Origin of the sequence: Cellulomonas algicola (assembly GCF_019024305.1) — a bacterium.
GTDB classification, from domain to species: Bacteria; Actinomycetota; Actinomycetes; order Actinomycetales; family Cellulomonadaceae; genus Cellulomonas; species Cellulomonas algicola.
In genome coordinates this window covers 203,407-225,144 of sequence record NZ_JAHKSJ010000015.1, presented here as the reverse complement: position 1 = coordinate 225,144, position 21,738 = coordinate 203,407, and the positions used below count along the sequence as shown (strand labels likewise).

The window sequence follows — 21,738 nt, the reverse complement described above, 5'->3', positions numbered from 1 at the left end:
CGTCGGCTCAGGTCGCGGAGCCCTCGCGTACCGCGCGGAGCCAGTCGCGGGCGCCGACGAAGTCCGCGTCCGTGGTCCCGACGTGCACGGTCGGCTCGACGGCGTCGGCACGCGGGTACGACCCGAGGAAGCGCACGTGCGGGCAGCGGCGGTGCAGGCCCATGATCGCCTCGCCCACGCGCTCGTCGGTGATGTGCCCCTCGGCGTCGATGGAGAACGAGTAGCGGCCGAGCGCGTCGCCGATGGGCCGCGACTCGATCCGGGACAGGTTCACGCCGCGCACCGCGAACTGCTCGAGCATCGCGAGCAGGGCACCGGCCTCGTTGTCGGGCAGGTGCACGACGAGCGTCGTCTTGTCGGCCCCCGTGGGCGCGGGGACCTGGCCGGGGTGGCCGACGACCACGAACCGCGTCACGGCGCTCGGGTTGTCCGCGACGTGCTCGGCGAGCGGCACGAGCCCGTACGTCTCGACCGCGGCGGGCGGGACGAGCGCGGCGTCGAACCCGGGCTCGACGGGCTCGCCGTCGGCGGCGCGGCGCGCGAGCAGCGCAGCCGGGGCGGTGTTGGACGTCGCGGGGACGTGCACGACACCCGGCAGGTGGCGCGCGAGCCAGCGGCGGCACTGCACCCACGCGTGCGGGTGCGCAGAGATGCGGCGCACGTCGCCGAGCGCGACGCCCGGCACGCCCGCGAGCGTGAACTGCACGGGCACGAGCACCTCGCGCAGCAGCACGAGCGGCGCGCCGCCGGCCAGGCTGTCGAGCGTCGCGGTGACGCCGCCCTCGACGGTGCTCTCGATCGCGACCACCGCGAAGTCCGCGTCGCCCGAGCGGACCGCCTCGATCGCGGCGCCGACGTCGGTCTGCGGGAGGTACTCGGCCTCGTCGGGCGTGACGACCTGCCGCAGCGCGGCCTCGGTGAACGTGCCCGCGGGCCCGAGGTACGCGTACCGCGGACGACCGCCCCGCCCCGACGTCGACGCGCCGGACGCGACCGCTCCTGCCTCGGACATCACAGCTCCTCCTCAGGCGCTCCACGCGGCGTCGACCCCACCCGCCGGGGTCGAGGGTAGTGCGCCCGTAGGCTTGACCGGTGCCGACCTCCGCCCGCCCGCGCGCCCTGCGTCACCGCGTGCGCGCGCTCGCCGGCACGCTGCTCGCCGTCGCGACCGTGCTGCTCACCGCCCCGACCGCGGGCGCGGCCGCCCCGACCCCGGCCCCGTCAGGTGCCGCCGCCGAGGGCGGCGCCACCGCGCCGATCGTCCTCGTCGGCGTGACCGGCCTGCGCTGGGACGACGTCACGACGCTCACGACGCCGACCCTGTGGGACCTGTCGCGCGACGGGTCCATCGGCCTCGTCGCCGCCCGCTCGGTCGCGTCGCGCTCGTGCCCCGCGGACGGCTGGCTCGCGGTCTCGTCGGGCGAGCGTGCCGCCGACCTGCCGGCCGACGACCGCACGTGCCGCACGCTCCGCGACCCCGGGGAGGACGGCGTCGTCCCCGGGTGGGACGACTACGAGGCGTCCGCGGACGCCGAGTCGTACGGCGCACGCCCCGGCCTGCTCGGCGACCTGCTGGCCGGCTCGGGCACGCCCGCCACGGGCGTCGGCCCGGGCGCCGCGATCGCGCTCGCCGACGGCGACGGCCTGCCCGTCGGGACGCACGTCGCGCGTCCCGGCAGCACGGCGGCCCTCACGCGCACGGTCCGTGACGCGCTCGCGACCTCGCAGCTCGTGGTCGTCGACGCAGGCGTGCTGCGCGACCCCGGCTACGCCACCGCCGCACGCGGGTCGTCGACGGCGCCCGACGAGGAGCTCGGCGACGAGATCCCCGGCATCGCGGACCCGACCGACCCCGAGCTCCCCACACCCGGCGCGATCGTCGAGCCCACGCGCTCGGCCCAGGCGCAGACCCTCGACGACCGCATCGGCGCGGTCCTGCGCGCCACCGAGCGCACGGGGGCGACGGTCCTCGTCGTGTCGCTCGCCGACTCGAGCCGCGCGACCCTCCAGCTCGCCGCGGCGCTCGGCACCGCTCCCAACGGCGCCGAGTACGCGCGCAACCTGCTCACGTCGGGCGCGACGCGGCAGCCCGGGCTGGTCCAGACGGTCGACGTCACGCCCACGCTGCTCGCGGCCCTCGACCTCGACGACGACGCGCCGGCGCTCGCGGGCGCCACGATCGTGCCGACCGCGGGCCCGGCGACCGCGTCCGCACGGATGGCGATGCTGCTCGACGTGCAGCAGCAGGCGCAGTGGGTCACGCGCGTCAGCGGCGGGTTCTCGACGCGCATGGTGCTCGCGCAGGCCGTGCTCTTCGTCGCCGCCGCGATCATCCTCACGCGCAAGGGCCGCTCCGACCGGCGACCGTTGCGGCCCGCGATGCACGCGCTGAAGATCGCGTCGCTCGCACTCGCCGCCGCACCCATCACCGCGTTCCTCACCGGCCTGGTCCCGTGGTGGCGCGCCGCCGACCCGCGCATGGCGTTCTGGTGGACCGTCCTCGCCTGGATCGCGCTCATCACGGCGCTCGCGCTCGTCGGGCCGTGGCGGCGCTCGGTCCTCGGCCCCGCCGGCTTCGTCGCCGCCGTGACCGTCGGCGTGCTCGTCGTCGACGCGTGCACCGGCTCGCACCTCGTCATCGACACCCCGATGGGTGCGCACCGGCTGCTCGCGGCCCGGTTCTACGGCATGAGCAACCAGGCGTTCGCGCTGCTCACGGCCGCGGGCCTGCTCGTGGCCGTCGCGATCGCCGACCCGCTCGTGCGCCGCGGCCGACGCGTCCTCGCGACGGTCCTGGTGGGCGCGCTGGGGCTGCTGCTCGTCGTCGTGGACGGCGCCCCCGGCCTCGGCTCGGACTTCGGCGGCCCGCCCGCGCTCATCCTCGCGTTCGCGCTGCTCGGCATCGTCGTGAGCGGCCGTCGGGTGCAGTGGAAGACGCTCGCGCTCATCCTCGCCGTCGGCGCGCTCGTCGTCGGCGGCTTCGCGGTGCTCGACTGGATGCGCCCGCCCGCCGACCGCACGCACCTGGGACGGTTCTTCGCGACGGTCCTCGACGGCGGCCTGTGGGACGTCGTCTACCGCAAGCTGTCGGTCAACCTGCGGGTGCTCACGAACTGGCGCTACCTCGTGCTCGCGGTGTTCGGCATCGCGCTCACGTGGATCGTCCTGGCCGGCGACCGCCCGCGGCGCGGCGCCCTCATGGGTCCGCGCAGCCCGCTCGCGGGGCTCCAGGCCGCCGTCCCGCTGCTTCGGCCCGCGGTCCTCGCGATCGGCGCCGGCCTCGGGGTCGGCTTCCTCATCAACGACTCCGGCATCGTCGTCCCCGCGACCGGGATCGCGGTCGCGGTGCCGTGCCTCGTCGCCGCGGCGGCGCAGTGGCGGCTGGAGAACCCCGAGCCCACGGCCGTGACCGTCGACGACGGACCTCCGACGGGCGTCGCCGCGCGGGCGGGGACGGCAGTCGCGACGGACGCAGCCGACGGCGGGTCGGCGCAGGACGCGCCCGTCGACCGCGCCGGTGCGACCGCGGCGGTGGGGACCGACGAGGTCAGCGGTGCGTCCGCGGCGGTGGCGACGGACGAGGTCAGCGGTGCGTCTGCGGCGGACGCTGACGCGGCGCGACCGTCTGCTTCACCGACGCCGCCGCCCCCCGGACCCGGCGCGCGCTGACCGCGAGCTGCACGTCGCGGTACTGCGCGGCCCGGTGCAGCTGACCCTTGAGGTCGGACCCGGACGGCCGGTGCCGCAGCTCGCACGGCACCTCGATCACGCGGAAGCCCTGTCGCAGCAGGTCGATCGTCATGCCCGTCTCGACGCCCCACCCGCGCGCGAGCGGGGTCGCGGCCTCGAACGCCTCCCGCGTGAGGCAGCGCATGCCGGACAGCGGCTGCGTGGGCGTCCACCCCGTCATCGACGCGATGGCACGACGCGCGGCGCCGACGACGATCCCGCGACCACCCGCGCCGGGCTGCGGCGGCAGCAGCGCGATCGACAGGTCGGCGTGCCCGTCGACGACGGGCGGCACGAGCGGCGCGGTGTTGACGGCGGTCTCGCCCAGGTCCCCGTCGATGAACAGCAGGACGCGCGGCAGACGGTCGGGCGCGTCGCGCATCGCGACGACGGCGGCGCCGGTCTCCATCGCGGCGGCCTTGCCGCGGTTGTGCGAGTGCCGGACGACGACCGCGCCGGCCTCGCGCGCGACGTGCTGCGTGTTGTCCTCCGACCCGTCGTCGACGACGAGCACGAGGTCGACGTGCGGGATGGCGCGCGCGGAGCGGACGGTCGCGGCGATGCGCCGGGACTCGTCCTTCGCCGGGATGATGACGGCGACCCGCTGCTTGTGCCGGTGCGGCTTGGGCTCGCGCGCGTCGTGCGCGGGCTCACGCGCGGCGTCGCGACCGGCGTCGCGGCCTCCGCGCCGCTGACGGCCGCCCGTGGCCGGGGCCTCGGGGTGCGCGTCGGACGTCGCGGCGGGGGCGTCGGTTCCCGAGCCGGAGGACGTCGCCGCCTCGTCGACCGTCGTGGTGGCGGGCGTCCGGCCACGCGTGCGCGCGGGCGCGGTCGCAGCGGCCGTCGAGGCGTCGGTCGGGCCGGCCTCCGGCTGGTCGTCGGCGGCCTTCCCGCCCTTGCGCGTCACGGGCGCCAGCCTAGCGAGCCGGACGTGGACCGCCCGCCCGGACCCGCAGGCCGGGACGCCGACGGCACCCGTCCGGCGGGCGGCGTCGGCGTCGGCGGCGTCAGCGGGACGGGTGTCAGCGGAGCGTCACCTGGCGGGCGACGAGACCCGCGCGAGCACGGCGCTCGTCGGCGTCGAGCGGCTCGGTCGACGCGAGCGCCTCCGCGAACGAGGGCGCGAACGCGGCGAGCGGCGCCTCGACGTCCTCGGCCTCCGACCCGCGGGCGAGCTCCCACACGGGGACGACGAGCCCGCTGGACCGGAAGTAGCCGACGAACTTGCCGCCGTCGAAGCCCGACGCGCGGCGCGCGTGCAGGCGGGCGAGCGCGTCGAGGACGACCTGCTCGTCGTGCGGCTGCGCCCAGCGGAGGAACTCGCGGGCGCCCATGCGGCACCAGTAGGCGGACTCGGCGGCGGCGAGCTTGCGGGTGTCGATGATGCCCGCGTCGGCCTCCTCCATGGCCGCGACGAGGTCGGGCGTGCGCTCGGTGTCGGGCGCGAGCCAGTAGGAGAACGACTCGTGGACGGTGACCTCGAACGGCACGGACAGGTCGAGCACGTCCTGGAGGCGCGGGCCGGGACCGGGCAGTCCGACCGTCTCGACGGCCGTGCCGGGCTCCACCTCGAGGGCCTCGAGCAGCGAGGCGGCGAGGTCGCGGCTGGCGTCGCCCGACGAGCCGACCGTCTGGAGGGCGAGGAGGACCACGCCGTCGGCGCGGTGCAGCGCGGGCCACGCCGTCGGGAGGACGGTGGTGACGAGGACGTCGCGCGCACCGTGCTCCTGGGTGGTGCGGGCGGTCGCGGTCGCCGCGGGGACGAGCTCCTTGAGCGCGACCCAGTCGGGCTCACCGGGCAGCCCCTCGAACGGACGCAGCACGAAGTCGGGCGTGTTCCTGGCCATGCCCCGAGGCTACCGGGCGCGACGGCGCCCGCCCGACCGGTCCCGCGTCGGCCGGTCGGGGCGCGTGTGACGGACCTGGCACGGCAGGTCCACGGACCGGGACGGCCGGGGGCTGCGCGGTCACAGGTCATGCGGAAGGATCGACGGCATGGACCCGCGCGCCGGAACCCCTGCCCAGCCGTCCGACCTCGTCGACCTCGACGCCCTCCTCGGGGCGTACTTCGATCGCGAGCCCGACCTCGACGACCCCGCGCAGCGCGTGGTCTTCGGCACGAGCGGCCACCGCGGGTCCGCCCTGGACTCCGCGTTCAACGAGGCGCACATCGTCGCGATCACCGCGGCGATCGTCGAGTACCGCCGCGGGCAGGGCACCGACGGGCCGCTGTTCATCGGCCGCGACACCCACGGGCTGTCCGAGCCCGCGTTCCGGTCCGCGCTCGAGGTGCTGGCCGCGGCCGGCGTCGAGGTCCGCGTCGACGCGCGCGACTCGTGGACGCCGACGCCCGCCGTCTCGCACGCGATCCTCAGCTACAACGGCGCCGGATCGTCCGAGGGGGTCCGCATCGCCGGGCCCGGCCTGGCCGACGGCATCGTCGTGACCCCGTCGCACAACCCGCCGCGCGACGGCGGCTTCAAGTACAACCCGCCGGACGGCGGCCCGGCCGGGTCGCAGGCGACCGCGTGGATCGCCGACCGCGCGAACGCGATCCTCGCGTCGGGCTGGCGGTCCGTGCCGCGCGTGAGCTACGAGCAGGCGCTCGCGGCCGAGACGACGCGCAAGCACGACTACCTGTCTGCGTACGTCGACGACCTCGCGAACGTCCTCGACCTCGAGGCGATCCGGACGTCGGGCGTGCGCATCGGCGCCGACCCGCTCGGCGGCGCGTCCGTCGAGTACTGGGGCGCGATCGGCGAGCGCTACGGCCTCGACCTCACCGTCGTGAACCCGCAGGTCGACCCGCGCTGGTCGTTCATGACCCTCGACTGGGACGGCAAGATCCGCATGGACTGCTCGTCGCCGTACGCGATGGCGTCGCTCGTCCAGCGCATGGCCGGCGGCGAGGCGCCGTTCGACGTCGCGACCGGCAACGACGCGGACTCCGACCGGCACGGCATCGTGACGCCCGACGGCGGCCTGATGAACCCCAACCACTACATCGCCGTGATGATCCACTACCTCTACGGCGGCGCCCGCCCGGGCTGGCCCACGGGGACGGCGATCGGGAAGACGCTCGTGTCGTCGAGCCTGGTCGACCGCGTCGCCGCGCGCCTCGGTCGCCGGCTCATCGAGGTGCCCGTCGGGTTCAAGTGGTTCGTGCCCGGGCTCGTCGACGGGTCCGTGGGGTTCGGCGGCGAGGAGTCCGCCGGGGCGTCGTTCCTCCGCAAGGACGGCACCGTCTGGACCACCGACAAGGACGGCCTGCTGCCCGCGCTGCTCGCGTCCGAGATCATCGCGACCACGGGGAAGTCGCCGTCGCAGATCCACCGCGAGCTCGTCGGCGAGTTCGGCGAGTCCTGGTACGCGCGCGTGGACGCCGCCGCGACCCGCGAGGAGAAGAAGACCCTCGCCGCGCTCGACGCCTCGCAGGTCACCGCGACGACGCTCGCGGGCGAGCCGATCACCGCGCGCCTCACGCACGCGCCCGGCAACGACGCGGCCATCGGCGGCCTCAAGGTCACGACCGAGAACGCGTGGTTCGCCGCGCGGCCCTCAGGCACCGAGGACGTCTACAAGATCTACGCCGAGTCGTTCGTGTCCGAGGAGCACCTCACGCAGGTCCAGGACGAGGCCAAGCAGGTCGTCTCCCAGGCCCTGGGCAGCTGATCCGGCCGACGCCGCCGTCCTCGCTCGACGACGACCCGGGTCTGGCGACCGCTGACGCACCGTCTCCGGTCCTCAGACCCGGGTCGCGGCCGTGTGGGTGGCGTGTGGTCGACTGGGCGGCCGGTGGGCGTCGACCGGCGTCCACCGTGAGCCCGCGGAGAGGACCGATCATGGCGCACCTGCTGTTCTTCGACTTCCCGACCGACGGGCCCGTCGGTGACGAGGCCGTCACCACGTTCGGGGACCTGGCGGCGGACATCGCCGCCGAGGACGGGCTGCTCTGGAAGGTCTGGACGGAGGACGCCGAGGCCGGGACGGCGGGCGGCGCGTACCTCTTCACCGACCGCGCGTCGGCCGAGCGCTACCTCGCCAAGCACACCGCGCGTCTCGCGGGCTTCGGCATCACGGACGTGACGACCTTCTCGACGCCCGTCAACGCAGGCCTGTCCGCCATCACCCACGCACCGGTCCCGCAGCAACGGCCGTAGCGCCGGCCCGCCCTGCCGTCACCCGCCCTGCCGCCACCTTCCCTCCCGTCATTCGCGCGCGGACGCCCTGGCCGCGAGGGCGGCGGTGATCTCGGCGGCGCAGTCCAGGGTCGGACGCCGCGTCGTGTCCACCTCGAGGTCGTACCGCACGCCCGCGTGGACGCTGAGCGCCTGGTCGCGCGCCATGCCGGGTACACGATCGGGCCGGTGCGCCTCTCGTGCCGCGGCGACCTCGGGGTCGCAGTGCACGCCGACCCACACGACGTCGAGCCCGTCGAGGGCCCGGCGCACGCGCTCCTGACCGGCGCCTCCGGCCAGCAGGACCTCGTCGAGCACGAGGTGGGCGCCGTGGCGCGCCATGGTCGCGAGCCCGGCGTACCAGGCGTCCTGCCCGGCACCGAACTGCGGACCGACGCTCACCGTGCCGTCCGCGCCGAAGGTGATGTCGGCTCGCGGGCTGTCACCGGCGCCCGGGAGCGCGTCGACGAAGGAGTCGACGCCGAACGTCAGCCACAGTCCGGGGAGCTCCTCCTGCAGGGCGCGGCAGAGGGAGCTCTTCCCCGAGCTGGAGCCGCCGTTCACGACGACGACGTCGACCTGTCCGGACGCGTGCGGCATGCGCGCCACGGTACGGCGAAGCGGGACCCGCCAGTGTGACGGCGGGGACACGGACGGGCCGCGCACCAGGCGGCGGACGCACGGACGGGCCGCGCACCTGGTTGCGAGGTGCGCGGCCCGTCGTGCGGAGCGGCGTCGGGGCGCGACACCGCCCGCTGCACGCACCCCCGACCCGACGCGGTCGGGCGGTGCGTGCGGGGGTGACCGCCGGACCGTGCCTCCGGCGGCCCGAGGTCGGTCGCCGACACCCCGGCGACCGTTCAGGCGACCCGTCAGGCGGCGGTGCGGCCGAGGCCCCGGAAGGACCAGCCGGCCTGGCGCCAGCGCTGCGGGTCGAGCTTGCCGCGCGCGTCGATGACGTTCGCGTTCTGCGTGAGGGCGGCGAGCCTGGCCGGCTCGGCGCCGACGAACTCGTCCCACTCGGTGAGGACGAGGACGACGTCCGCACCCTCGACGGCCTCCTCGGCGGAGGTCGCGTAGCCGAGCGTCGGGAAGGACGCGCGGGCGGTGTCGCCGGCCTCGGGGTCGTACACGGTGACCTGGGCACCGCGCAGGTGCAGGGCCGCGGCGACGTTGAGGGCCGGCGAGTCGCGCACGTCGTCGGTGTGCGGCTTGAAGGCCGCCCCGAGGACGCCGACCCGACGGTTGAGGACGGAGCCGCCGCACGCCTCGAGGGCGAGCTCGACGACGCGGCCGCGCTGGCCCATGTTGATCTCGTCGACCTGCTGGAGCAGGGCGGAGGCCTGGTGCGCACCGAGCTCGTTGGCGCGGTGCATGAGGGCGCGGATGTCCTTGGGGAGGCAGCCGCCGCCGAAGCCGAGACCGGCGTCGAGGAACTGGCGGCCGATGCGGACGTCGTGGCCGAGCGCGTCGGCGAGGACGGTCACGTCCGCGTCGGCGGCCTCGCACACGGAGGCGATCGCGTTGATGAACGAGATCTTGGTCGCGAGGAACGCGTTGGCGCTCACCTTGACGAGCTCGGCGGTGGGCAGGTCGCAGACGACGACCGGCGTGCCCTCGGCGATGGGCGTCTCGTAGACGCGGCGGAGCAGCGCCTCGGAGTCGGCGGTGGTGCCGCCCATGACGATGCGGTCGGGGTGCAGCGTGTCCTGGACGGCCTTGCCCTCACGGAGGAACTCGGGGTTCCACACGAGCTCGACGCGGACGTCCTTGCGGGCCTTGGCCGCGACGAGCTCGCGGAGGCGGGCGCCGGTGCCGACGGGCACGGTGGACTTGCCGACGATGAGCGCGTCGTGCGTGAGGTTCTCGGCGATGGCCGTGGTCGCAGCCTCGACGAAGGACAGGTTCGCGGCGTGGCTCGTCTTGGTCTGCGGCGTGCCGACGCACACGAAGTGCACGTCCGCGAACGCCACGGCCTCGGCGACGTCGGAGGTGAAGCGCAGGCGGCCGGTGGCGAGCTGCTCCTCGAGGAGCTCGGGCAGCCCGGGCTCGTAGAACGGCACCTTGCCGGCCTGGAGCGCGGCGACCTTGGCGGGGTCGACGTCGTAGCCGACGACCTCCATGCCGAGCGCGGCCATCGACACGGCGTGCGTGGCGCCGAGGTAGCCGGTGCCGAGCACCGAGATGCGAGGGGCGGGGGCGTCGGCGTCGAAGACGCGCCGGGGGAAGTGGTCCGCGACCGTGAGGTCCTCGGTGTGCTGCTCGGTCATGTCGTCTCTCCTAGAACGGCGGGGGTTGGCGGTGGGCGTCGCGGGCGTCATGACGCACCGCCCGGGAGGGCGAAGCCTGCGGCGGGGTCGTGCAGTCCCTCGACGAAGGCGGCGAGGGAGTCGGCGCGGGACTCGACGCGCCAGTCGTTGGTGACGCGCTCGCCCTGGCTGATGGTGGTGACGGCGTGGTTGAACCAGGCGAAGCCGACGACGTCGGCGTTCTCCGGCTTGGCCAGCGCGTCGAACAGGTCGGTGACCCACGCGGCCTTCTGGCCGCCGCTCTCCGACGCCCCGATCTCCGCGAGGAAGATCGGCTTGTGCGTGATGGCGCGCAGCTGGTCGAGCGACTTGTCGAAGGTCCACGCGAAGGTGGGCGTCTGGCCGTCGCGGTACGGCGGCCGGTAGTAGCCGGACAGGCCGACCCAGTCGACGTACTCGTCACCCGGGTAGAGCGACTTCGTGTAGGCGAGCGACTGGTTCGCGGCGGGCAGGTTGTTGACGATGTTCGGCGCCCACACCCACAGCACGTACTGGTTGGCGCCGGACGCCTCGAAGATGTCGTGCACGTGGCGCCACATGGCGACGTAGTCGCCGGGGCTGTTGCCGTTGACGGACGCGCCGCCGGAGCCCTGCTCGTTCCACGGGTACCAGGACGCGTTCATCTCGTGGTCGAGACGGATCGCGACGGGCAGGCCGAGGGCGGTGACGTCCGCGGCGTACTGCCGCAGGTAGGCGTCGTAGCGGCCGTTGGTGATCTCCTTGAGGGACCACTCGGGCTCCTCGACCACGTCGTTCGCCGTGGCGAGGTTCCGCGACTCCCACGTGAGCATGGGCATGGCGCCCTTGGCCCACGACCGGCTCACGGCGTCGGCGCGGAAGTTGCCGTCCCAGCCCTGGAAGTAGCCGACGATGTTCGGCTGCGTCCCGATCTGCGCGGCGACGGCGTCCTGCTCGGCCCAGCTGAACGGGGCCTGCGGGGTGTAGAGGCCGAACTGGCGGGCCGTGGGCTGCCGCAGCGCGGCGAGCGGCGGTGCCGTGGGCTTGACCTCGGGGGCGGGGCCGGACGACGACGGCGTGGCCGCGGCGGCACGGGCCCGGGCGAGCGCGGCCTCGGCCTGCTCGGCGCGGTCGCGCGCCTTGCCGCGCTCGGCGGCGGCCTTCTTCTCGGACGCGGCCTTCGCGGAGGACGCGGCCTTCGCGGCGGCCTGCTCCTCGGCGGCCTTCTGCTGCGCGGCGGCGTCAGCCGCGGCCTTCTCCTCGGCAGCCTTGGCCTTGCCGCGCTCGGCGGCGGCGGACCGCTCGGAGGCGGCCTTGCGCTGCGAGCGCTCGAGGTCGAGGACCTCCTGCTCGCGGGCCTCGAGCGAGTAGCGCAGCTTCTCGTTCTCCGCCTGGAGACGCATCTCCTCGGCGCTGGCGCGGGTGGGGACGACGCCGTCGACGGAGGGCGAGAGCCAGACGCCGACGGTGACGGCGACGAGGGCGAGCGCGATCGCGGCTGCGGTGAGCCGCTTGCGGGGGGACGGGCGGATCGCCCGGGTCCACCAGCCGTGGGCGGTGTGCTCAGACATAGACGAGTGCCTCCAGGGCGAAGATCAGCACGGCGGCCACGTAGGGGATGCCGGCGAGCGGGTTGAGACGACGGCGGCGACGCGGCGCGGGAGCCGGTGCGGGGGCCGCGGTGGCGCGGCGGACGCGCGCCGGCGCCTCGGTCAGGACGGTGCCGTCGGCGGACCGCTGGTGCGGGACGACTCCGTCGGGGGCGCGGTCGACGAGGTCGACGGGACCCTGCGGGGCCTGCTCGAGCTCCTCCATGAGGTCACCGCCGGCGTAGGCGCCGGCACGGGTGCCCCAGCCCGACGCGTGCGCCATGCGCAGGAAGCCGAGCAGGCGGACGGGCATGAGGAAGAACGTCGAGACGATGATGAAGACCGGCAGCCGCAGGAAGTCGGACGGCTTCTCGTGCAGGTGGCGGATCTGGCGGATCGCCATGGAGAGCACCGACGAGATGACCATCGTGGCGACGACCCAGACCCAGCCCTGCAGCCCCGTGTACGTCTCGAGGATCGCCTGGTAGAGGTTCACGCCCGTGCCGGACGCGGCGCGGTAGATCCAGCCCGCGATCGTCCCGACCAGCAGGAACGGCAGGATGATGTCCATCACGAAGAAGATCGCCAGGACGGGGGCGTGGCCCATCATCCAGGGCAGCATCCGCAGGGTGTTGTACTGGCTGCCGCGGGCCCAGCGGAGCTGCTGCTTGAAGAGCTTCTTCACCTGCAGCGGGGCGTCCGTGTAGACGAGGCTCGTGTACTGGTACACGCACTTGTAGCCGGCCTTGAGCGTCAGGTTGGTCAGCGTGCGGTCGTCGGAGACCTCGAGGAAGACGCCCATGAACTTCTCGTGCATGAAGTCGTCCATGACGTCGATGAGGATGTGCCGGCGGAACGCGATGGTGCGTCCGGGCAGGCAGCCGACCTGGCCGAGCGCGGACTGCGCGGGCATCGAGTAGAGCGCGCGGGTGTTCTCCAGCCAGTCGGCCCAGCGGGTGATCCAGGAGCGCTCGGGGTCGAGGATGCGCTGACGCGTGGTGACGCCGCCGATGTTGGGGTCGGCGAACGGCTTGACGAGCTCGGGGAGCGTGCCGTCGGTCCACACGGTGTCGGAGTCGACGAGCACGGTGATCTCGCCGCGCGACATCTCGGTGCCGATCTTGACGGCGTTGCGCTTGCCCGGGATCGGGGTGTGCACCCAGCGGACGAGCGGCGCGAACTGCTCGCTGACGCGCTCGAGGCCCGGGTTGGGCTTGCCGTTGATGACGACGATGACCTCGTCGGGCTGCTGCGCGACGATCCGCGAGAGCACGTCGTGGAAGAGGTCGAGGGGCTCGTCGACCACGGGGACGACGACCGAGGTGGTGCCGTGGTACTCGCCGGTGTACGGCTTGTAGCGGCGCGAGAGCAGCACCTTGAGCAGCCACAACGCCCAGATCAGCGTGGAGAAGACAGCGAAGAGATAAAACTCCGACTGCCCTTCCAGCATATGACGCAGCTGAAGAACGAAAACAAACATCTGAATGGCCTACCCGACACGGTGGTGGCTTTTTCTGACCAGCTGTCCCGGCGTCGTCGGCGATCCAGCGTGAACGTCACCGGCGGGTCAGCGAGGACCCAGCGGGCGCGTCGAAGGACCACTCATAGGCCTCTGACCTGCGAGTGGACGTGCGCAACCGCCCCCTGCAGATGGAGGCGCACGGACCGGTCGCGGTGCGGTGGACCCACGTGTGACCACAGCCCGGCGAACTCGGTAAATCGAACTTACCAGCCGGTAACAGCACATTGAGACGGACAAGCGTCCAAAAGTGACGGCGCTCACCGGAAGCGCTTACCTCTTGACCTGACATGTCCGCTTTGCCCGAGGCAACTTCACACGAAATTTACAAGAAGTTGCTCGGGAGGACGGTGTTCGTCAGGCTGTCACCGGGGTCTGTCACGGGCGGTGCAGGAGGTCCTGGTAGTCCGGGTGACGCGCCACCCACGCCTTCACGTACGGGCACAGCGCGACGACGTCCCGGTGGCTCTCCCGGACGGCGTCCAGCGCCTCGCGGACGAGGGTCGACGCGACCCCGCGACCCTCCGCGCGCGGGTCCACCTCGGTGTGCGTGAACACGACCGTCCGGCCCACCACGTCGTACACCGCGAACCCCAGCAGCTCACCCGCCTCGTCGCGGGCCTCGAACCGGTGCGCCTCGGGCGCGTCGCTGACCAGCACGTCCGTCATGCACCGATCGTGCGGCACACGGCGCCCCACCACCAGCCCCGGGCCACCGTCGGAGCGCGGTGCGAGACTGAGGGCATGCTCCAGCCCTACCGCGAGATCCTGTCGCGCCCGGGTGCCCTCGCCTTCTCCGTCGCGGGGATGGTCGCGCGCCTCCAGATGTCGATGATCGGGATCGGCATCGTCCTCATGATCTCCGCGCTGTACGGCTCCTACGGGCTGGCCGGACGGGTCTCCGCCGTCTACGTCGTCGCGCAGGCCCTCTGCTCGCCGCAGCTCGCCCGGCTCGTCGACCGGCACGGCCAGGCCCGCGTCATGCGCCCCGCCGTCGCCGTCGCGTCCGTCGGTCTCGTCACACTGGTCGTCGCGGCGCGCGCCGACAGCAACCCGTGGCTCCTCTACGTCGCCGCCGCCGTCACGGGCGCCGCCGTCGGGTCGTTCGGCTCGCTCGTGCGCGCCCGCTGGTCCGGCGTGCTCGGGGGCGACCCGCGCCCCATGCACACCGCGTACGCGCTCGAGTCGACCATCGACGAGTTCGTCTTCATCGTCGGCCCCGTCCTCGCCACGGTCCTCGCGACCGGCGTCGACCCCGCAGCCGGGCTGGTCGTGCCGCTCGTCGCGCTGGTCGTCGGCGGGTACTGGTTCCTCGCGCTGCGCGCCACCGAGCCCGCCCCGACCATCAGCGCCGGCGGCGAGCGCGTGCGCGGCTCCGTCCTCGCGAACCCCGGCATGGTCGTGCTCGCGCTCGTCTTCGTCGCCATGGGCGCGATCTTCGGCGCGACCGACGTCTCGACCGTCGCGTTCGCGGAGGAGTCCGGGAACACCGGCATCGCCGGTGTGATCCTCGCCGTGTTCGCGTTCGGGTCGCTCATCGCCGGGCTGCTCTACGGCACGCGGCACTGGGTCCGGCCGCTGCACCAGCGGTTCGCGATCGGCGTCGTCGTGCTCGCCGTCGGGGTCTCGTTCTTCGTCGTCGCGACCAACCTCGTCGTGCTCGCCGCGGTCATGTTCGTCACCGGCTTCGCCATCGCGCCCACGCTCATCAACGGCAACGCGCTCGTCCAGCAGCTCGTGCCGCCCGCGCGGCTCACCGAGGGCCTCACCTGGGTCGGCACGTCGCTCGGCGTCGGCGTCTCCTTCGGCTCGTCCATCGCGGGCGCCCGCATCGACGCCGACGGCTCGCACGGCGGGTTCCTCGTCGTCATCGTCTCCGCCGGGCTCGCGCTCGTCGCGACCCTCGCCGCGTACCGCACGCTGCGGCCGCGTCCCGACGCGAAGGCCGCCGACGAGCGCGTCGCGCGCGCCGTGGAGGACGAGTCGCCGTCGGCCACCGCCGGGGCCGCCGTCGCCGCCTGCGAGGTCGCCGAGAGCGTCGACCCGCGCAGCGCCGTGCCGCAGCAGCGGTCCGCGACGGACGGCCAGGTCGGCAGCGCCGTCGAGCACCCCGCACCGCCCCGGCCGACGGGCGTCGCCGAGGACGGCTGAGCGCCTCCCAGCCCGCAGTCGGGCCGCGTGTCGCCGACCTCGTCGCCGTCGCGACTTCCGATACCGCGGGAGTGCCCGTTTTCGACACCACGAACGGCCCATCCGGCCTCCCCCGACGCCCGGCCCCCGCAGTACCGTGCGCGTCGTGACCCTCGCCGACGAGACACCCGTGGCCGACTCCGCGACGTCGTCCGACCTGACGTCGGACGCACCGGCTGCACCCGCGAACGCCCCCGCCGCCGGCACCGCACCGGCGGGCGACACCGCCGCGGACGTGCCCGTCGACGCGCTGCGGGCCGTGCTCGCGCCGCTCGGGACGGTCGCCGGGGTCGAGCGGCTCACCGGTGGGATGTTCGCGACGAGCTACCGCGTGACGCTCGACGACGGGACGCGCGTCGTCGTCAAGACCGCGCCCACCGCGACCGACGCGCTGCTCACCTACGAGCACGACCTGGTCCGGTCGGAGGCGCACGTCTACCGGCTCGCCGAGGAGCACCCGTCGCTGCTCATGCCCCGCGTGCTCCTCACCGACTTCACCCGCACGCACGTGCCGACCGACGCGCTCGTGGTCAGCCACCTGCCCGGGGTCCCGCTGGTCGACGCGGGCTTCGGCACCGCCGACGACGACCCCCGCACCGCGCGCGCGGAGCACGAGCTCGGCGCCTACATGGCGCGGCTGCACACCGCCGGGCTGCCCGCCCCGGACGGCGGCTTCGGCTACCCGAACCCCGCGGCCGGGCTCAACGCCCCCACGTGGCGCGGCACGTTCACCGCGATGGTCGAGGCCGTCCTGACCGACGCGCCGCGCTGGGGCGTCGACCTGCCCGCCGACGAGGTGCGCGCCGCCCTGCGGCGACACGGCGACGCGCTCGACGACGTCACCACGCCGACGCTCGTGCACACCGACCTCTGGGCCGGGAACCTGTTCGTCGACCCGGAGACGGGCGGGCTCGTCGGCGTCATCGACCCCGAGCGCGCGTTCTGGGGAGACCCGCTGCACGAGCTCGTCGGCGCCGACTGCCACAACGTCGGCCCGGTGAACCCCCGCGTGCTCGCGGGCTACGCGAGCGTCGTGCCCGGCGGCATCGACGTCACCAGCGCGTCGGCGCAGACGCGGCTCGCGCTGTACCGGACGTTCCTCACGCTGATCCTCACGACCGAGATCGTCCCCCGGTCGTTCGCGGGCGACTGGCTCCCGGGCTACCGCACGACCCTGGCCGACGCGCTGCGCACGCTGCTGGACTCGCTCGCGTAGCGACGCCGGGCTTCCTACGTGATGACCCGGACCTCCTGCGGCCAGCCGCACCCCTCGGCGACCCGGCCGGCCCACATCTTGGCCGTCTCCAGGTCGGGCACGTCGATGACCGTGATCCCGCCCAGGTACTCGGTGGTCTCGGCGTAGGGGCCGTCGGTGATCGTGACCGTCCCGCTCGTCGCGTCGGCGGTGAACGCGTCGGCCAGGTCCACCTCGAGCCCGCCCGCGAAGACGAGCACCCCCGCCTCCTCCATCTCGCGGACGACGGCCGTGCTCGGCTCGACGCGGGACCGGAACCACTCGGCCGGGTGGTCACCGACCCAGTTCTGCTGGAAGTAGATGGCGTACCGGGTCATCGTCGCTCCTCGTGTGCCGGCCGCTCCGTGGCGGCGTGTCACCACTGTGACGGACGAGCCCCGCCGGAATCGACAGGACCCGGTCAGGGGGTGGGGTGGTGGGCGTCGTAGTGCCAGAACGTGCGCTGGACGCGCACGAGGACGCTCACCAGCACGACGCACGTCAGGCCGCCGATCACCGCGGTCCAGCCCTCGCCGACGCGCGTCGCGAGCCCGCCGAGCAGCAGCTCCCCGAGCCGGGGGCCTCCGGCGACGACGACCACGAACACGCCCTGGAGCCGGCCGCGCATGTCGTCGGGCGTCGCGGTCTGCAGGATGCTCTGCCGGAACACCGACGAGATGGCGTCCGCGGCCCCCGCGACGACGAGCGTGAGCACCGCGAGCGCGAGCGCACCCCACAGCACCTGGTCGGGCCGCGTGGCGTCGACCGCGACGAGGACCGCGCCGAACCCGGCGATCGCGAGCCCCCACACCACGATCGCGACGGTGATGATGCGGCCCTGCCAGCGCACGTGCACGAGCGCGCCGGAGAACACGCCCGCGAGGACCGCCCCGACGGCGACCGCGGCGCTGACCACGCCCGTCGTGGTCTCGCCGCCGCCCAGGTAGAGGAGCGCGACCGCGGGGAACAGCACGCGCGGCGACGCGGTGATCATCGCGACCAGGTCGACCGCGAACGTCATGCGGACGTTGCGCTGCGTGCCGAGGTAGCGCAGGCCGTCGACGACCGAGCCGAGGCCGACCCGCGCACGCCGGACCGACGAGGGCTCGGGCGGGACCGGCGGGAGGCGCAGCAGCGCGGCGAGCGCGAACGTGAACAGCGCGGCGTCGAGCGTGTACGCGGCGGCGTACCCGAACGCGGCGACGAGCCCGGCGCCCAGCAGCGGGCCCACGGTGAGCGCGACGTTCCAGCCGGTGGTCTGCAGGGCGTTGGCGGCGGGCAGCAGGGTCGGGTCGATCAGGCGCGGGATGATCGCCGTCCGCGCGGGGCTGTTCACCGCGCCAGCGGCCGACTGCACCGCGACCAGCGCGTAGAGCAGCCCCACGTGCTCGTTGCCGAGCCACGCCTGCACCGCGAGTCCGAGCACCACGGTCCACGCGACCAGCGACGCGACGAGCGCGACCCGGCGCCGGTCGTAGTGGTCGACGATCGCGCCGCCGTACAGCCCGAAGACCACGAGCGGCACGAGCGCGCACACGCCGAGCACGCCGACGGAGAACGTCGAGCCCGTGAGGTCGTACACCTGGAGCCCGACGGCGACGACCGTGAGCTGCGTGCCGAGGTTCGACACGGACAGGCCCCACCACAGCCGCCGGAACGCCGGGCTGACGCGGAGGGGTGTGGTGTCGACGAGCACGGACATCGCCGCCACCCTACGTCGCCCGGGGCACCCGTCCTCGCCGGGTCCGGCGCCGTCTCACGGCGACGCGCGGGCGGGGCGTGGGAGGGTGGGCGGGTCCGGGAGCGGGAGGAGAGTCGGTGGGCGTGCAGCACGTGGTCGTGATGGGGGTGTCCGGGACGGGCAAGACGACGATCGGGCGGCTCGTCGCCGAGGCGCTCGGGAGCCCGTTCGTCGAGGGCGACGACCTCCACCCGCCGGCGAACGTCGAGAAGATGGCCGCGGGCGTCCCGCTCACCGACGACGACCGCGGGCCGTGGCTGCGGCTCGTCGCAGCCGCGATGACCGAGCACGCCGAGGCCGGTCGCGGGACCGTCGTCGCGTGCTCGTCGCTGCGGCGGGCGTACCGCGACGTGCTGCGCGGCGCCGAGGGGCGCGTGCGGTTCGTGCACCTCGCGGTCGGCCACGAGGAGCTCGCCCGGCGCATGGCCGGGCGGCGCGGTCACTTCATGCCGGCGTCGCTGCTCGAGTCGCAGCTCGCGACGCTCGAGCCGCTCGGCCCCGACGAGGACGGCGTCACGCTGTCCGTCCACCGCGACCCGGCCCACACCGCGGCCGCGGTCGTCGACGCGCTGGACGCCTGACGCGCCGACGCGCCCCCGACGTCCCGCCGGGTGGCGGTCGTCGGGGGCGCGTCGTCGTGGTCGGTCGCTCCCGGTGCTTCTCCCAGGCCAGCGGGAGCGGCGACTCGTCAGGGGGTGCGGTACCGCGCGTCGTCCGCGTCGATGATCGGCTCGCCGGCGAGGACGTCCGGCGCCGGGTCGTCGGCCTCGGGCGTCGTCGTGGAGGACCGCCACGGTGCGTTGCCCGCGACGGCAGACTTCGCGGCCTCGACGGCCTTGTCCTTGAGCGCCGAACCCTGCTGCTTGGCGAACTCGGTCGCCTGGCTCTCGACGTCCTGGACGTAGCCCTGGACGCGCGGGTCCTGCCAGACGTCGTTCGCCCAGCCCTTGATCTTCTCGAACTGACCCCGTCCCGCGCGGGTCCCGAGCACGTACCCGAGCCCGACGCCGACGGCGAACACGACCTTGCCCTTCATGAGCGGTCCTCCCGTGGGTCCGTGGCGGCGACGTCCGCAGTGCGCGCCGCCCGTCCGAAGGTCCGAGCGTAGGCACCGGCCCGCGGGTGCGCGCGTCGAACGGCGCCCTCGCCGCTGCGGGCGCGCGCGGCCACCACGCGGTCGGCGCGACGGAGGGCGTCGCGTCACCACGCCGCGCGCGCGAGGACCGTCGGGTCGACACTGGCGGCACGCGACGGCAGGGGGAGGTCGGCATGAGCGACCCGGGCACGGCCACGACGAGCACGCGGTCGGCCGACGGCCCGCCGCTGCGGCGCACCATCGGCCGACGCGTCCTGCTGCTGTTCGTCGTCGGCGACATCCTGGGCGCGGGCATCTACGCGCTGACGGGCAAGGTCGCGGCGGAGGTCGGCGGCATGATCTGGCTGCCGTTCGTGTGCGCGTTCGTGCTGGCGACGCTCACGGCGACGGCGTACGCGGAGCTCGTGGGCCGGTTCCCGCAGGCGGCGGGTGCGGCGCTGTACGCGAACCGGGCGTTCCGGCGGCCGTTCCTCACGTTCCTCGTGGCGTTCGCGGTGATGATGTCGGGCATCACGTCGGCGAGCGCGGCCGCGCGGGCGTTCGGCGGCGACTACCTCGCGGAGTTCGTGTCCGTGCCGACGCTGGTCGCGGCGTGGTTCTTCCTGCTGCTCATCACGGGCGTGAACCTGCTGGGGATCTCGGAGTCGGTGCGCGTCAACGTCGTGCTGACGATCGTCGAGGCGACGGGCCTGCTGGTCATCCTCGCGATCGGTGCGTGGGCGCTGCTGACGGGCGAGGGCGACCCGGGCCGCGCGTTCGTGCTGGAGACCGACGGGTCGGCGTGGATGGCGGTGCTCGGCGCGACGGCGCTCGCGTTCTACGCGCTGCTCGGGTTCGAGGACTCGGTGAACCTCGCGGAGGAGTGCCACGCGCCGCGCCGCGACTTCCCGCGCGCGCTGTTCGGCGGGCTCGCGGTCGCGGGCCTCATCTACGTCGGCGTCGCGTTCACGTCGTCGATGCTCGTGGAGACCGACGTGCTCGCGGAGTCGACGGGACCGCTGCTCGAGGTCGTCAAGGTCGCCGGGCTGACGTTCCCGCCCGCGCTGTTCGCGGTGATCGCGCTGCTCGCGGTGTCGAACACGGCGCTCATCAACATGCTCATGGCGTCGCGGCTGGTCTACGGGATGGCGCAGGAGCGGATCGTGCCGCGCGTGCTGGGGCGCGTGGGCGGGCGGCAGACGCCGTACGTGGCGATCGCGTTCACGGTGGTGATCGCGCTGACGCTCGTGGCGACGGGCGACCTGGCGGGGCTCGCGGACACGACGGTGCTGCTCCTGCTGCTCGTCTTCGCGACGGTCAACGTCGCCGTCCTGGTGCTGCGGCGCCGGCCGGACGACGGCGCGGACGCACGCGACGAGGACCCGGCCGCAGGCGACGACGCGGAGCGACCGACCTTCCGGGCGCCGACGTGGGCCCCGGTCGCGGGTGCGGTCGTGTCGCTCGTCCTCGCGTCACCGCTGACGGGCCGCGACCCGGCCGTCTACGTGCGGGCGGGCGCGCTGCTCGCGATCGGTGTGGTGCTGTACCTGGTCAACCGCTGGGCGGTGGGACGCACGGACCGCACGGGCCGCGAGGCGGCGGCCCCGACGTCCCGCGCCTGACGTCGGACGGCCTCCTCACGGTCGACGCGGCCGGCGACGGCCACGTCGGACGACCTCGTCACGTCGACGCGGGCGGCGCCGGCCCGCGCGGACGGCCGGGCTCAGCGCGACCGGTCCGCGTGCTCGCGGTGCAGCGCGCACATCGCGTCGACGAGCGCCTCGGCGGGCCCGTCGACGACCGCCCCGGGGACGACGGACTTCACGGGCAGCGGCGCGACGGGCCCGGCCGGCAGCCCCCACGCGCGCCGCCACGCGACGAGCTGCCCGCTCGACGCGACGTAGACGATCCGCCCGAGCCCGGCCCACCCGTGCGCGGCGGCGCACATGGGGCAGTGCTCGCCCGACGTGTAGACCGTGCAGCCGCCGCGCTCCTCCGGCGGGAGGTGCGCGGCGGCCCAGCGGGCGATCTCGAGCTCGGGGTGCCGGGTCTGGTCGCCGTCCTTGACGCGGTTGCGGTCCTCGAGCAGGACGGTCCCGGCGGCGTCGACGAGCACCGAGCCGAACGGCTCGTCGCCGTCGTCGAGCGCCTCGCGCGCGAGCGCGACGCACCGTCGCAGGTGGACCAGGTCGGCGTCGGTCACGGCCATGCTGCCG

At 74.4% G+C, this 21,738-nt stretch carries 19 protein-coding genes; 7 read left to right on the top strand and 12 right to left on the bottom strand.

Translation table 11 applies throughout. The annotated features are described in order from the left end of the window. Nucleotides 1-7: 7 nt before the first annotated feature. Entirely contained in the window at nucleotides 8-1,012 is a 1,005-nt protein-coding gene (gene pheA / locus KOV94_RS13135; RefSeq protein ID WP_218052277.1) for a prephenate dehydratase, read from the bottom strand. An 80-nt stretch (nucleotides 1,013-1,092) separates the two neighbouring features. Here pheA and KOV94_RS13130 point away from each other — a divergent pair, with 80 nt between their 5' ends. Next, complete coding sequence (locus KOV94_RS13130) at nucleotides 1,093-3,669, top strand: hypothetical protein (RefSeq protein ID WP_308160532.1); 2,577 nt, start codon at nucleotides 1,093-1,095, stop codon at nucleotides 3,667-3,669. Here the strand turns inward: KOV94_RS13130 and KOV94_RS13125 are convergent. Both KOV94_RS13125 and KOV94_RS13120 read right to left on the bottom strand, forming a co-directional pair. Next, nucleotides 3,584-4,321 (bottom strand): glycosyltransferase family 2 protein, encoded by a 738-nt coding sequence (locus KOV94_RS13125; protein WP_124341077.1) that lies wholly within the window; start codon nucleotides 4,319-4,321, stop codon nucleotides 3,584-3,586. The two genes, KOV94_RS13130 and KOV94_RS13125, sit on opposite strands and share 86 nt — an antisense overlap. A 430-nt stretch (nucleotides 4,322-4,751) precedes the next feature. Then, nucleotides 4,752-5,576: a DUF5926 family protein gene (locus KOV94_RS13120; protein WP_124341062.1), complete on the bottom strand. Its 825-nt coding sequence runs from the start codon at nucleotides 5,574-5,576 to the stop codon at nucleotides 4,752-4,754. A gap of 148 nt (nucleotides 5,577-5,724) precedes the next feature. On the opposite strand from KOV94_RS13120, the gene pgm reads away from it, so the two are divergent. Both pgm and KOV94_RS13110 read left to right on the top strand, forming a co-directional pair. Further along, nucleotides 5,725-7,401 (top strand): phosphoglucomutase (alpha-D-glucose-1,6-bisphosphate-dependent), encoded by a 1,677-nt coding sequence (gene pgm, locus KOV94_RS13115; RefSeq protein WP_218052276.1) that lies wholly within the window; start codon nucleotides 5,725-5,727, stop codon nucleotides 7,399-7,401. 170 nt (nucleotides 7,402-7,571) lie between these two features. After that, nucleotides 7,572-7,889, top strand: a complete 318-nt coding sequence (locus tag KOV94_RS13110; protein ID WP_124341060.1) for a monooxygenase — start codon at nucleotides 7,572-7,574, stop codon at nucleotides 7,887-7,889. A gap of 48 nt (nucleotides 7,890-7,937) precedes the next feature. Here KOV94_RS13110 and KOV94_RS13105 read toward each other — a convergent pair whose 3' ends face one another. The 5 genes from KOV94_RS13105 to KOV94_RS13085 all read right to left on the bottom strand — a co-directional run bounded on the left by KOV94_RS13105 (nucleotide 7,938) and on the right by KOV94_RS13085 (nucleotide 13,951). Next, nucleotides 7,938-8,507 (bottom strand): chloramphenicol phosphotransferase CPT family protein, encoded by a 570-nt coding sequence (locus KOV94_RS13105; protein ID WP_124341059.1) that lies wholly within the window; start codon nucleotides 8,505-8,507, stop codon nucleotides 7,938-7,940. A gap of 272 nt (nucleotides 8,508-8,779) precedes the next feature. Then, the gene (locus KOV94_RS13100; RefSeq protein WP_225916612.1) at nucleotides 8,780-10,177 is read right to left on the bottom strand and encodes a UDP-glucose dehydrogenase family protein; all 1,398 of its coding nucleotides are present in this window, start codon (nucleotides 10,175-10,177) and stop codon (nucleotides 8,780-8,782) included. 47 nt (nucleotides 10,178-10,224) lie between these two features. Continuing rightward, the gene (locus tag KOV94_RS13095; RefSeq protein ID WP_218052275.1) at nucleotides 10,225-11,745 is read right to left on the bottom strand and encodes a glycoside hydrolase family 26 protein; all 1,521 of its coding nucleotides are present in this window, start codon (nucleotides 11,743-11,745) and stop codon (nucleotides 10,225-10,227) included. Next, nucleotides 11,738-13,243, bottom strand: coding sequence for a glycosyltransferase family 2 protein (locus KOV94_RS13090; RefSeq protein WP_162353353.1), 1,506 nt, complete (start codon nucleotides 13,241-13,243; stop codon nucleotides 11,738-11,740). The genes KOV94_RS13095 and KOV94_RS13090 overlap by 8 nt, the downstream gene beginning before the upstream one ends. A 417-nt stretch (nucleotides 13,244-13,660) precedes the next feature. Further along, entirely contained in the window at nucleotides 13,661-13,951 is a 291-nt protein-coding gene (locus KOV94_RS13085; RefSeq protein WP_162353354.1) for a GNAT family N-acetyltransferase, read from the bottom strand. A 75-nt stretch (nucleotides 13,952-14,026) separates the two neighbouring features. Here KOV94_RS13085 and KOV94_RS13080 point away from each other — a divergent pair, with 75 nt between their 5' ends. After that, nucleotides 14,027-15,433 (top strand): MFS transporter, encoded by a 1,407-nt coding sequence (locus KOV94_RS13080; protein WP_218052274.1) that lies wholly within the window; start codon nucleotides 14,027-14,029, stop codon nucleotides 15,431-15,433. Nucleotides 15,434-15,578: 145 nt separating this feature from the next. Further along, a complete protein-coding gene (locus KOV94_RS13075; protein WP_308160531.1) occupies nucleotides 15,579-16,688 on the top strand; it encodes a phosphotransferase family protein in 1,110 nt (369 codons plus the stop codon). Between the two features lie 14 nt (nucleotides 16,689-16,702). Here KOV94_RS13075 and KOV94_RS13070 read toward each other — a convergent pair whose 3' ends face one another. Together KOV94_RS13070 and KOV94_RS13065 are read right to left on the bottom strand one after the other, a co-directional pair. Further along, nucleotides 16,703-17,044, bottom strand: a complete 342-nt coding sequence (locus tag KOV94_RS13070; RefSeq protein ID WP_218052272.1) for a YciI family protein — start codon at nucleotides 17,042-17,044, stop codon at nucleotides 16,703-16,705. An 83-nt stretch (nucleotides 17,045-17,127) separates the two neighbouring features. Beyond that, on the bottom strand, nucleotides 17,128-18,408 hold the full coding sequence (locus KOV94_RS13065) for an MFS transporter (protein ID WP_218052271.1): 1,281 nt from the start codon (nucleotides 18,406-18,408) through the stop codon (nucleotides 17,128-17,130). 116 nt (nucleotides 18,409-18,524) lie between these two features. On the opposite strand from KOV94_RS13065, the gene KOV94_RS13060 reads away from it, so the two are divergent. Then, on the top strand, nucleotides 18,525-19,028 hold the full coding sequence (locus KOV94_RS13060) for a gluconokinase (protein WP_124344273.1): 504 nt from the start codon (nucleotides 18,525-18,527) through the stop codon (nucleotides 19,026-19,028). Nucleotides 19,029-19,135: 107 nt separating this feature from the next. Here KOV94_RS13060 and KOV94_RS13055 read toward each other — a convergent pair whose 3' ends face one another. Further along, on the bottom strand, nucleotides 19,136-19,483 hold the full coding sequence (locus tag KOV94_RS13055; protein ID WP_124344274.1) for a YtxH domain-containing protein: 348 nt from the start codon (nucleotides 19,481-19,483) through the stop codon (nucleotides 19,136-19,138). 233 nt (nucleotides 19,484-19,716) lie between these two features. On the opposite strand from KOV94_RS13055, the gene KOV94_RS13050 reads away from it, so the two are divergent. Further along, nucleotides 19,717-21,144, top strand: a complete 1,428-nt coding sequence (locus tag KOV94_RS13050) for an APC family permease (RefSeq protein ID WP_218052270.1) — start codon at nucleotides 19,717-19,719, stop codon at nucleotides 21,142-21,144. A 101-nt stretch (nucleotides 21,145-21,245) separates the two neighbouring features. Here the strand turns inward: KOV94_RS13050 and KOV94_RS13045 are convergent, their stop codons facing one another. After that, entirely contained in the window at nucleotides 21,246-21,731 is a 486-nt protein-coding gene (locus KOV94_RS13045) for a nucleoside deaminase (RefSeq protein ID WP_218052269.1), read from the bottom strand. Nucleotides 21,732-21,738 lie beyond the last annotated feature (7 nt).